Here is a 12,404-nt window from a genome sequence, read left to right on the forward strand (position 1 = left end):
CTTTATTGATTGATCTCTTTGGAGGTGTTGTCGTCACATCCTCATCCCCCTAACTAAGGTCATGCTGAACCTCAAGTAGCGTTTCTTTGAAAATATCAACTAATTGATCCATTTCTGGTTTTGTAATGACAAACGGCGGAGAAATTATCACTGCATCACCATTAACTCCCTCGTTCCCCGCAGATGCCGGATAAATAAGCAGTCCTTTGTCTCTAGCTTTTTCAACAACTTTACTTGTAATGTCAGCTTTTGCACTAAACGGTTGCTTTGTCTTGTGATCGGCGACAAACTCCACACCAATCATTAAACCTTTTCCACGAACATCACCAATTATGTCAACCCTGTTTTTTAGTTCTTGTAGCTTTTGTAGCAAGTAGACGCCACTTTCTTCCACTTTTTCTACCAATCTATTCGTTTCTATATATTCTAGTACCGCTAAGGCAACCGCAGCAGATTGCGGATTAGCGCTATAGGTATGACCGCTCATAATCGACCCTGAACCAAGTAAAATGGGTTTCATAACCTTCTCACTAGCAAGCGAAGCTGCGATCGCTGTATAGCCTGCACTCATTCCCTTTCCAAGAGCGATAATATCAGGCTTTATTCCCCAATGATCCATCCCTAACATTTTCCCGGTACGGCCAATGCCTGTCATCACTTCATCAGCAATAAATAAAATGTTATTTCGTTCACAAATGTCTAATAATTGTTGATAATAGCCTTTTGGCGGAACAATGACACCACCAGCAGCACCTATAATTGGTTCAGCAATAAATGCTGCAATATGCTCGGCACCGATCCGGGTAATCGCTGTTTCTAATTCATTGGCACAAAACAACTGACAATCAGGATATATTTGCTTAAATGGACAGCGGTAACAATATGGAGGTGATACGCTTGGGAAGTCTTCTAATAATGGTACAAACCGTTCCCGTCTTTTGACATGCCCTGACATTGACAAGGCTCCAAGCGTGATGCCGTGATAACTTACCCAGCGTGATAGAATTTTATGTTTCCGAAAATCTCCTTGCTCCTGCCAATGCTGGATGGCAATCTTCATCGCCGTTTCTGTTGCCTCAGAGCCACTATTGACGAAGAATGACCAATAGTCCTGATTGGCATCTACTAGCTCATTTAATTTTCGGGCGAGCTTCTCTGCTGGCTCTGATGTAAATTGTGAACGATACACAAAGGAGATCTTTTTTGCTTGCTCATGCATCGCTTCAATAATTTCAGGCACCCGATGACCAATACTTGCTGTGACAGCACCTGAGGACCCATCTATATACCTCTTTCCAGTATCATCATACAGATAGATCCCATCACCATGGGTAGCAGTTGGGTACATGTCATTCATCATTGGTTTAATCAATAACGAACGTTTCATACGAATCACCTCTTTCAACTTTGCGGTTTTCATAATTAAGATATATTGTCTGAATGTGATGTTTTTATTGTCCAAACATACCGTTTTATTATCTAGTTTTTATTTTTATTGTCCGACATCAACAAGATATCGACCACTCTACAATTTTCGGCATATTTCTCAACCGCACTGAAGCTACAAATTAGCTTAAACTAAAATTTAAAATAATTTCTTTTTAACAATTTCGGTTGAGCCATCAATGATTCATAAGAAACTTCTTTTCCAAGCTTACTCGTATCAATTAATAAAAGCTGATCTTCGAGCGCCTCAATCGTATCTTCTGATTGATATTCCATTCCACATGAAGAACACTTCATTCCAGGTGTATCGGTTATTTCAATTGCACGTGTTCCATCTGGAAGTTCCCAATAAACGGTACAGGTGATTTCTTCGACTGTTGACTCATCACACCATTCACAGTTCATGTCATTCACACACCTCCTAAGTTAGTTACTCCGTGTCTTTGTTTTCCTTTTTTAGTTGTGCTTGATACTTTTTCTCTTTTAATTCATCACGCTTTTCACGCTTCTCTTTCAATGTTGAATAAGTTGGGCTTTGTTGAAAACTCTGTCTGCGATCATAGCGATCAAGTGAATCTGGAACAAGATTAAATTGCTCATCATTTAATAAGCCACTAATTCCTGTTTTCGCTGGTTTCATATCGTGGCTTTGATAAATTCCATTAAAATAATCATCTGCACGCCCAGCAACATAATTTTCTGGTTCTGGGTAAGTGGTAATAACACCTTCAAAATTGCGTAAAACTGTCTTTGTAGGACTTTGAGAAATCAGATAATTTGGCTGTAAAGTAATTTTACCTCCACCACCAGGTGCATCGACGACAAAGGTTGGTACTGCATATCCACTTGTGTGTCCGCGTAACCCCTCAATAATCTCAAGCCCTTTTGATATCGGTGCTCGGAAATGTCCAATCCCCTCAGATAAATCACATTGATAAATATAATATGGACGGACACGAATTTTCACTAAATCATGCATTAGTTTTTTCATAATTGGGACACTGTCGTTTATACCCGCTAAAATAACTGCCTGGTTGCCAACAGGAACTCCTGCATCAACAAGCATTTCACAAGCACGTTTTGATTCTTCCGTAATTTCAATTGACGTATTGAAATGGGTATTAAGCCAAACTGGATGATATTTTTTTAATATTGAGCAGAGATTTTCCGTAATTCTCTGTGGGAAGACAACTGGCGCTCTTGTGCCAATTCGGATAATTTCGACGTGTGGAATTTCTCTTAGGTTTTTTAAAATATATTCAAGAATGTTGTCATTAATTAATAATCCGTCTCCACCTGAAAGTAATACATCGCGAACTTCTGGTGTTTTGCGAATATAGTCAATCGCTCCGTCTAGCTGTTTTTTCGGAACGCCCATGCCAATCTGACCCGAAAAGCGTCTTCTGGTACAATAACGACAATACATTGAGCATTGGTTTGTGACGAGAAACAAAACACGATCAGGGTATCGATGTGTTAGGCCTGCAACAGGTGAATCTTCATCCTCTTCAAGCGGGTCTTCCAAATCATATTTCGTTTTGTGTATTTCTTCCCCTATCGGAACGGATTGCATTCTAATTGGACATCTTACATCAGTTTGGTTCATTAAAGCTGCATAGTATGGGGTAATATTTAGTGGAATTGTTTTTGTAGAAATTCGAACTCCTTCTTCTTCTTCAGGTGTTAAGTCAATAACTTTTTTTAAGTCATCAAGAGTGCGAATCGTATTTGTTAACTGCCAAATCCAATCATTCCATTTTTCCTCTGGCACATCTTTCCATAATCCAATGTCTTTCCAGTGCCGTTTCGGTTTATATAAATCATGTAACATGTTAGATTCCCCCTTAGTTTGCTGTTCACAAATTATATTGCAAGAATCGTGCCAACAACTTAAAAAGGGGGGGATCCTATGAAAGCTCTTCGAAAAAGTTGAGAGTCATGACAATTGAATCGTACCATCTTATAAATGAACCTAAGGTGGTACATGTAACTGAGTATAACTGCCGAATAACTGGCAGATCTCTTATATTTGTTCTACATCTATCCTGCCTGAAATTTGGCATTGTGCTTAAAAACTGGCATATTACTTTTTTCTATATTTTTTCACCTATCCGGACAGATCCTTTACCCAAACATTCATGTCTTCTAACTTATCAAAAATATAGCAGTTGTTCGTTAATCTTCCGTTGTACTGATAGCCAAGCTGATAAAAAGCTGCATTCATCCCAAACGAAAGGGCTCGTGCAATCGAAAATGCACAAAAAATGCCGCTACTTTTTAGATCTGCTTCGAGATGAATAAGTAGTTTTTTCATCAATCCATATTTTCTATGTTCAGGTAATGTCGCACAATCGGTTATTTCAGCATGATGAAAAACACGATTTATTTCTGCTGAAGCTGCACTGACAAGCTGTTTGTCACATTCAACAATATAGAAAATGGTTCCGGCCTCAATCATACTTTTTACATATTTTGGATCATTCATCGGAGTTGGATAAATTTCAAACACCAAAGCATAAAGCTCGGCAAGCTTCTTCGCGTCTAAACTGGTTGCTTTTCGGAAATGATAGTGATCAGGTATCGTCGCTTCTATTTGTTTTTTTTCCTTTTCCTGGATTGTATGAAGGATTGAATCTTCTTGTATCCAGTATTTATTCGTTCTCCGGCCAATCTCTTTGTAACAGGTCATTACATAATTGTCCGTACCATTGAAAAAACCTTTAATAATTGCTTCTAGTTCAAATCCTCTTGTTAATAATTGCTGCCAATGCTCAGGTCTTGCAAAAAAGATCACTTTCGTAAACGAGTTTTTGTCGAGTATTTGATTAAGCTCATGAAGTATCATTGACATATTTCCTCGGTAATTATCGACACGTAGTCGTTCATTAAAAAAATCAAGATAAAGCAGGACTGAATAATCCAAGGTTTTTATACTTTTCGTTTCATAGGCTGGTTTCATGCCCACCCTCCTCTATGTTTGTTCTGCTTGAATACTGTACTTTTTCATTTTATATTGAAGTGTTTGTCTTGGGAGTTCTAAGATGGATGAGGCTTTGAGGACATTTCCTTTCGTTACTCTTAATGCCTGTTGAATTAGCCTTTTTTCTGTCTGTTCAACAGTTACTCTTAATGGCTTTAAGTTAATCCTTTCGTCTGTTGCCGATTCTTTAAAAAAAGCGGGCAAATCATTCAATGTCATCATGTCACCGTCTGTCATATTCACTGCATATTCAATTGTATGCTCTAATTCACGGACATTCCCTTGCCAATGATGTTTTTCAAGCTTGGCAAGTACCTTTTGATCAACATTGATGACGAGCTTATTGAGGAGATAGTTATACTTTTTAATAAAATGATCCACCAATATAGGGATATCCCCTTTTCTTTCTCTTAAGGGTGGGAGCTCAATAAAAAAGACATTTAAGCGGAAATATAAATCAGAACGTAATAGCTTCTTTTCGATACACACAAATGGATGCTCATTCATTGCAACAATGATTCTCACATCAACGACATACGACTCAATGCCCCCAACTCTCCTAATTATCCCATCCTCTAGTACACGTAAAAGCTTTGTTTGAAAGTCTAATGGCATCGTATGAATTTCATCAAGAAATAGCGTACCACCATGGGCAAGTTCAAACAAACCAGCTCGATCAACAGCCCCCGTAAAACTACCTTTTTTCGTTCCAAATAATATACTTTCTAGTAAGGATTCTGGTAAAGACGAACAGTTTTGTGCGATAAACGGTCCATTTTTACGCGAGGATTCATTGTGAATAGACTGAACAAGTAATTCCTTTCCTGTCCCGGTTTCACCGTATATCATTACAGGAGAAGAACTTTCTGCAGCCCGTTTTCCTAACATCTTTACATTTTTCATTGAATCACAGTTCGTAATAAGATCATCCCATTTATATGTTGCTCCTGAAGTAGATGACGGTTTCGCTTTTTTATTATTCACTTTTTGTTGAAGCTCAATAAGCTTCTCAGCTAATTGTTTTACCTTTGATAAATCCTTTGCAATCTCAACCGCTCCAACATTTCGTTCCCCTACATGTATCGGTATCGTTGTGTTTACTGTATCAATTAATTGTCCTTTACTATTTTTATAGGTTTGGGATTGTTGGTAGATCGGTTTTCCGGTTTCGATGACTTTCAAAAGCGTACTTGTTTGACTCGTTAATGATGGAAATACATCAAGTACATGCTTCCCAAGTACTTCATCAATCTCGACTCCGTCATGAATTGCAGCGACCTTATTATAAAAAATCGTTATGCCTTCAGAGTTAACGGCATGAATCGCTTCGTCAATACTTCCTAAAATTGCTTCAAGCATTTGCTTTGTTTCAAAAGACTCTAAAAACATATGAGGACACCTCGATTCTTTCTAGAAAGAGAAAGATCTCTCACTAAAACTTCATCTTTATATCTATTGATATTAAAAACTTTTTACAACTATTCTTATCCCCTCTAAGTATAGAAAAAGACTACTAGTAATAAGACTAGTAGTCCAAAAACTTATTTGTTATTTATCTTCGATACTAAAAATAACTTCATCTAGAAGATCTGCAATTTCTTGCTTCTCTTGATCTGATATTTGCTTTGTCGGTAAGTGTTTAACCATTTTTGACAAAGTGCCAAGAATAGAAATTGCACGGTTTGTATAAAGTTCCTCAAATTGAGGATACCTCTCAGCTAACTCTAGGTTATTTTCAACCCTTCCAATTTGAATGGAAAGAGCCCGTTCTAATCCGCGATTTAAATCTTTTTCTTTTATGAGTTTTCTCACATCATCAATCGTTGGCTGTTTAATTAAAAATGTTACTGTCTTCGTATCTTCAACATTATGAACCTTATCAATCGCACGATAAGATAAAGTGTTTTCACCTTCATCTTTTACGGTGATAGACTGTTCATATTTTGTCCATTGACCATCATTTAGTTTGTATTCAATATGCCCTAAACCAACACCAGCATCTGATGCAGTTAGAGTTATTCCTGCTTCTTCTGAGTATTCACCATTGTCTTTATCTGGTGCTGTTAAAGTATGTGTCGTTACTGGTGCTGTGAAATCTTCCGAAATACGACCTTCCGCGGTATACTCAATCGACCCTTCGATACTTTTCACATAATCAACTGTAGCCTGTAAGTCTTCTTGACCTTGTACAGGATTTTCACCAAGCTCAGCAATACGGTATTTGTCACTAGTATGAGGGTACATATAGTTATTTACCGTAACAGTATATGTCTTATCTGGATCTAGCTTTGAACCATCTGGTAAATACATATCAATCACTTCACCATAGGATCCCTTCATGCTATCCCATGTATAGCTAAACCCAGCAATACTTACGTCAGGACCGTAGCTGCTAAATTGGCTATTGATAATCGCTCGCATATCTGAACCTGTTACTTCAAGTTTAACCAATGTGTTGCCGAATGGTTGAATGTTGAATAGTTCATTCCATGTTATCTCACCCGCATTTAGATCATCACGGATCCCCCCACCATTCATTAAGGCGAAGTCACTATCCATTGCTGCAGCCATACCATCTGCAATTAAGTTTCCAAGTGCATTGTCACCAATTAATCCTTTTTGTGTATATCCTCCGGCCATTTCTGATTCTGCTACCCCAATTACTTCGTTTAGTTTAGGACCTACTGCTTCTAAATAATTATCTAAAATGGCTTTCACTTCTGTATCTGGAGTAATATCAGTTTGAACAACATCCACAATATCAGCAGATTTTTTTACGATATCACCTGATAAACGATCGATTTCAAGCTCAACATCAGAAAATGCTTTTCCATATTCCCATGCTTGGACAATCAATTTATTATCAACAACAGCATTTAGCTTTACATGGTTATGTGCTGCAAAAATAACGTCAACTGCATCATTTACTTTCGTTGCGATGCTTGCGATATCACCAGAAGCAGTTTCACCTGATTGGTTCCCAGGTACATGCGCCAAAATGACGATGGCTTCAACATCTTTTTCTTGAAGCTCTGGTACATATTTGTTTATAGCTTCCGCTTCATCTGTGAATTGAATATGCTCATTTCCTTTTGATATGATCATGTTTGGTGTATCGACAGTCGCTACCCCAATAAAGCCAATTTTCGCCCCATCTACTTCTTTAATTGCGTAAGGATCCAAAACTAAGGAACCTGATTCTTTATACTCTACGTTTGCTGCAACCATAGGAAAGTCAATTCCATCATAATTCGGTGTCCCATTTTCATGGTCACCTCCATTAATAAGTCGCATCATTTCATCGACACCTTCATCAAACTCGTGGTTTCCTACAGTACCTACATCAAATCCAATGGATTCCATCATTTCAACTGTTGGCTCGTCTTGTAATAGGGCAGATACAGGTGAGCTTCCACCAACCATATCACCAGCATGGACAATTAAAGTATTCGGATTTGTTGTTTCACGCTGACGTAAGTGTGCTGCTAGATAATCCATACGGCCGTAGTTCACACCACTTACGGTTCCCGTAATATCTACTTTACCGTGAAGGTCATTCACACCTAATAACTGAACACTAATATTGTCAGCTTCTTCATTGCCACTACCTGCAGAATAGCCATTTACTTCTGCTTCTTGTGCACTTGCAAAGAAAATTCTTTTTTCTACCGGTACATTCTCCCATTCTTCTGGAGTCACATATTTCTTTGTATCTGAGTTTCCTACAAATCTAGTAAACCCTTTCCCTTCTTCTCTCGCACGGAAGGCAAAAGGTAATTCCATTAACAGATCATTTGGATTCCAAATGCCTAATCCTGCAGCTTTTGCTTCTTTTACCGCTGTTTGAAACATATTGTAATCAGCTTCATTACCTACTGGCCATATAAAGTAAGTTGATGCATATCCTTTTTTCACCATCTCTAAGTTTGTGTTCAAATTATCGCTTTTTCGAATGACTTGTGCTAATAAACGCCCATAATCATCTGTAACTTCATCTCCAAGTTTAACAATAACCTCATCACCAGGCTTTAAAAGCTCATTTAAATAAGCTTTGGCTTTGTTTCCATGATCTAATTGATTTTGATCTGCTTCATTTTGTGGAGAATGATAGGTTTCTGGTGTATCAATGTTTACATATCGAACCTTTGTTGATCCTAAAACAGGTGTTTCTAAATGAATCGTGTCACCATCAACAACACTTTTCACTGTAGAAGAATACTCTCCAGCAGATTGTGGTGCTTCTGGTTGTGGATCTAGTAATTGAATATCCCCTTGCTTACGAGGTAATACCTGGTATGAATCATATTGACTTAACACGCCGGTAAATTCATACCATTTTCTAGCTTCCACTGCTGAAATCGCACTCGTTGCTTCCATAATTCGAATTGTTGTACTATTAAATTCTTCGTCAATTACAGAAACATTGTATCCGCCACCAGCAGGTGAACTGGGAACACTGTTAACATAACCTTTTACTTTAACAATTTGTCCTTCTTTTGGCTCTGCTATACTTTCATTATTTAAATCTATTAATGTCATTTCATTCGCTTGTGGCAATTGATTATTTTCTGATAAAACTTCAATCCCATTTGCGATTGGTGCAATTTCGGTTAAGCCCTTATACGAAGTAATCGTACCGGTAATTTTAATTTGCTTGCCTTCAGTTAATTCTGGAAAACTAGCTGAATTTAACGCAAAAATGTTTATACCCGCTGTTTCATCTTGAATATATGTAGATAATCTACCACCACCAATAGCCGAATTGTCAGCCGTAACTGTACCTATGACGGTCACTTCTTGTCCTGTTTTTGTCCGGGCATCCGCAATTGAAATAGGTTCACCTGGTGTTACAGGCTCTGGATCAACTGGGTCAGTTCCATCCACAAATACTATAGAGGTTAGTGATTTCAGACCTGGTTTAGAAAAATAGGTTTCGATTTTTGCAGTGATTCTAACCTTTTTCCCAACAATACTAGGATTTGTTACTAGTCCAAAGTTTTCTCTAATAGTACTAGGGGAACTAGGGAGCTGTACTGGCATAATTTTAGCGCCATCTTTTTCCGAGGATACATCTGCTATCGCAATATTCGTATTACCAGCAAACGGTGCTTCAAAATCAAATGAAGTTGTGCCAGTCGTATATCCTATGATATATCCTTCTACAGTTACATTCTCAATACTTGAATTACTTGCAATAGCCTCTGCAACAGTAAGTGGTGCTTCCTCCGCTTTTACTTCTGGTGTAAAATTTAATAACAGACTTGGTAGTACTAATGCTAGAATCATGAAAAATGATAGAATCCTATATACTCCTTTATACCCCATTATTTCGCCTCCTAATTTGTTTTCATACATGTCTAAACTTACAATAGTATTGTTTAGGTATTGTAAATAGAATGTAAAATTTCATAGAAATACTTTAATAAACAAAAAACGAGTCAAATTTACTAGACTTTGTAAATATTTGTTTTTTCTCGTCGATGATGCTGTTTTTAAATTATTTCCTTTTCCCTTATTTGATAAACTAATTAAAATCCTGATACTCCTATATTAGATGGGAAATCTAGTATTTATTAAAAATAAAACCCAATGATGCGAACTTTACATGTCATAATACATAGATGTTCTAATTTTTTTTAAACACTATTATATTTCGACAACGTTTTTAATTATTGTTCTTTATAATTTAGTTTAGATGTAGAATTGATTATATGATATCAAGATTAAACAAGCGTTATTTAATTTATGCGCTTTTACTTTCTATATAACTAGTATTTAAATCGAAAAAATTTCTCTATCAGTTTATTAACATTAATCAGATAGAGTTAATTGTGGAGGGGTATAAGTGAGTATAGACATCGGAGTACAACAGAGTAATAATTATGCTAAGATTGGTGATAAAATTTTGATAGAGATGGCTCAAAGTGGAGATAGTGAGGCATTGGCATTTTTAATAAATAAATATCAAAATTTTGTTCGTATGAAGGCAAGACCCTATTTTTTAATTGGTGCAGATAAAGAAGATCTTGTTCAAGAGGGAATGATTGGTTTATATAAAGCGATTCGTGACTTTAAAGAGGACAAGATGGCCTCTTTTTATGGTTTTGCTGAACTTTGTATCACACGACAAATAATAACGGCAATCAAAACTGCAACTCGTCAAAAACATGGACCACTAAATTCGTATGTATCCCTGGACAAGCCTCTTTCTAATGAGGAATCAAAATACACACTTATGGATATGATTTCTGGAGAAAAAATAACGAATCCGGAAGCAGTAATTATTAATCAAGAAAAAGCTGCTTATATCGAACTAAAAATAGCAGAATTGCTTAGTGATTTGGAAAGAAAAGTGTTGACCTTATATATGGATGGTCAATCCTATGTGGAAATTTCTGAAGAATTAAACACTCATATAAAGTCGATTGATAATGCTCTTCAGCGAGTAAAAAGGAAACTAGAACGACACCTAGAAATAAAAACGGCTATCTAATCACTATATTTCAGTACAGGACTGTCAGTGGACGGTCTTTTTTTATGTCCTTATTTCCCCTTTTTAATAAGCAAATACTCCTACATATAAATCATTTTTCATGCAGATTTGGTTGAGTTAGTTCACCATTTTTTTCCATTTGTTTTACAAACCCCTTTTATGTTACTATTTAGTCACGAATTAAATGTGACCAAATGGTAACTTATTTTTAAAATTAAGGATGAGTAGCATGATTGACGAGCAACTTACGAACATTTTCAAAGCACTTGGTCATCCGATTAGAAGACAAATCTTAGACTTTTTAAAGGATGGACCAAGAACAACAGGTGAGCTAAATAACTGTTTTCAGGATGTTACGAGATTTGCAGTAATGAAGCATTTAAATTTATTAGAAGAGGCAAGCTTAATTTTAATTCGAAGAGAGGGTCGCACACGACTAAACTTCATAAATGTCGTCCCCCTTCAACAGATGTACGATCGCTGGGTAAGTAAATATCAAGCAAGCGATGTCGCTTCAATTTTAAAATTAAAACAAGTAGCTGAGAGGAGAAATGAACAAATGGAACAAGCATTAAAGCATGATACTTTTCAAATTGAGCAAGAGGTAATGATTGAGGCAGATCGTCAAACGGTATTTACTTCGTTAACGAAAGATATCAATCAATGGTGGGCATATCGTTTATTTGGACAAGAGTCTATATTGACCCTTGATCCTAAAGTCGGAGGAAGCTTTCTTGAAGATGCAGGTAATGGCGAAGGTGCAATTTGGGGGACTGTTACGTATGTGAAAGCTTACGAAGAAATTCGTTTAAATGGTTTATTAGGAATGCGTGGTGCGGTTAACAGTGCTTACTCATTTAAATTAGAGGAAAAAGGAAACTCTACTTTATTAAAGCTTTCTCATACAGCAGCAGGTCTGCTAGATCCGAATTGGAAAGATATGCATAGTCATGGCTGGGAGGAATTATTAGGTAGCTTTTTAAAGGAGTATGTTGAAACTGGCAAACTTCCTGAAGAAAGACAATCATAGGTGATCAGATGATAAAAGTAAATGTGTCGGTTAACATCAATAAACCACATCAAGAGATTTTTGCTTATATTGCAAACTTTGAAAACAACCCTAAATGGCAAGGTGGCATGCTTGAAGCTACTTTTACATCAGATGGTCCTTTGCAAAAGGGCTCAACGTATGAACAAGTTGCTACATTTTTAGGTAAAAAAATTTATACGTCTTTTGAAGTGATTCAGTTTGAAAAAGATCATTTGATTAAAATTAATAGTGTTGAGAGTTCATTCCCGATTACGGTGACACGGATTGTTGAACCTACAGCTGCTGGTACAAAAGTATCAGCTATTGTCGAAGGTGATGCAAGTAAATTTTTTAAAGTTGCTGAAGGTTTATTGAAGGCAATGGTCAAACACTCTGTTACCTCTGATTATAAGCGGCTTAAAAAATTAATGGGAAATTAAAAAGAAGGAGAGGAC

At 36.8% G+C, this 12,404-nt stretch carries 9 protein-coding genes; 3 read left to right on the top strand and 6 right to left on the bottom strand.

The features are described 5' to 3' along the window. Positions 1-49: 49 nt before the first annotated feature. The 6 genes from WCV66_RS22735 to WCV66_RS22760 all read right to left on the bottom strand — a co-directional run bounded on the left by WCV66_RS22735 (position 50) and on the right by WCV66_RS22760 (position 9,751). On the bottom strand, positions 50-1,387 hold the full coding sequence (locus WCV66_RS22735) for an aspartate aminotransferase family protein (protein WP_338786948.1): 1,338 nt from the start codon (positions 1,385-1,387) through the stop codon (positions 50-52). 191 nt (positions 1,388-1,578) lie between these two features. Continuing rightward, on the bottom strand, positions 1,579-1,851 hold the full coding sequence (locus WCV66_RS22740; protein WP_338786949.1) for a YokU family protein: 273 nt from the start codon (positions 1,849-1,851) through the stop codon (positions 1,579-1,581). A gap of 25 nt (positions 1,852-1,876) precedes the next feature. After that, entirely contained in the window at positions 1,877-3,277 is a 1,401-nt protein-coding gene (gene ablA, locus WCV66_RS22745; RefSeq protein ID WP_338786950.1) for a lysine 2,3-aminomutase, read from the bottom strand. Between the two features lie 276 nt (positions 3,278-3,553). Beyond that, positions 3,554-4,405: a putative beta-lysine N-acetyltransferase gene (ablB, locus tag WCV66_RS22750; RefSeq protein ID WP_338786951.1), complete on the bottom strand. Its 852-nt coding sequence runs from the start codon at positions 4,403-4,405 to the stop codon at positions 3,554-3,556. A gap of 12 nt (positions 4,406-4,417) precedes the next feature. Then, positions 4,418-5,815 carry a sigma-54 interaction domain-containing protein gene (locus WCV66_RS22755; RefSeq protein WP_338786952.1) on the bottom strand — a complete coding sequence of 466 codons (1,398 nt, stop codon included), beginning with the start codon at positions 5,813-5,815 and terminating at the stop codon, positions 4,418-4,420. Positions 5,816-5,974: 159 nt separating this feature from the next. Further along, positions 5,975-9,751 carry a DUF6359 domain-containing protein gene (locus WCV66_RS22760; RefSeq protein ID WP_338786953.1) on the bottom strand — a complete coding sequence of 1,259 codons (3,777 nt, stop codon included), beginning with the start codon at positions 9,749-9,751 and terminating at the stop codon, positions 5,975-5,977. Positions 9,752-10,271: 520 nt separating this feature from the next. Between WCV66_RS22760 and sigH the strand changes: the two genes are divergently transcribed. The 3 genes from sigH (at position 10,272) to WCV66_RS22775 (ending at position 12,389) form a co-directional block, all read left to right on the top strand. Next, complete coding sequence (gene sigH, locus WCV66_RS22765) at positions 10,272-10,919, top strand: RNA polymerase sporulation sigma factor SigH (protein ID WP_066325415.1); 648 nt, start codon at positions 10,272-10,274, stop codon at positions 10,917-10,919. A 229-nt stretch (positions 10,920-11,148) separates the two neighbouring features. After that, positions 11,149-11,949 (top strand): helix-turn-helix domain-containing protein, encoded by an 801-nt coding sequence (locus WCV66_RS22770; protein WP_232328953.1) that lies wholly within the window; start codon positions 11,149-11,151, stop codon positions 11,947-11,949. An 8-nt stretch (positions 11,950-11,957) separates the two neighbouring features. Beyond that, positions 11,958-12,389, top strand: a complete 432-nt coding sequence (locus WCV66_RS22775; protein WP_338786954.1) for an SRPBCC family protein — start codon at positions 11,958-11,960, stop codon at positions 12,387-12,389. Positions 12,390-12,404 lie beyond the last annotated feature (15 nt).

This window comes from Metabacillus rhizosphaerae, from assembly GCF_037201795.1.
Taxonomy (GTDB): Bacteria; Bacillota; Bacilli; order Bacillales; family Bacillaceae; genus Metabacillus; species Metabacillus rhizosphaerae.

Excerpts from the sequence above, each read along its gene's own strand:
- WCV66_RS22735 (WP_338786948.1), bottom strand. The coding sequence starts at position 1,387 with ATGAAACGTTCGTTATTGATTAAACCAATGATGAATGACATGTACCCA.
- WCV66_RS22740 (WP_338786949.1), bottom strand. The coding sequence starts at position 1,851 with ATGAACTGTGAATGGTGTGATGAGTCAACAGTCGAAGAAATCACCTGT.
- ablA (WP_338786950.1), bottom strand. The coding sequence starts at position 3,277 with ATGTTACATGATTTATATAAACCGAAACGGCACTGGAAAGACATTGGA.
- ablB (WP_338786951.1), bottom strand. The coding sequence starts at position 4,405 with ATGAAACCAGCCTATGAAACGAAAAGTATAAAAACCTTGGATTATTCA.
- WCV66_RS22755 (WP_338786952.1), bottom strand. The coding sequence starts at position 5,815 with ATGTTTTTAGAGTCTTTTGAAACAAAGCAAATGCTTGAAGCAATTTTA.
- WCV66_RS22760 (WP_338786953.1), bottom strand. The coding sequence starts at position 9,751 with ATGGGGTATAAAGGAGTATATAGGATTCTATCATTTTTCATGATTCTA.
- WCV66_RS22770 (WP_232328953.1), top strand. The coding sequence starts at position 11,149 with ATGATTGACGAGCAACTTACGAACATTTTCAAAGCACTTGGTCATCCG.
- WCV66_RS22775 (WP_338786954.1), top strand. The coding sequence starts at position 11,958 with ATGATAAAAGTAAATGTGTCGGTTAACATCAATAAACCACATCAAGAG.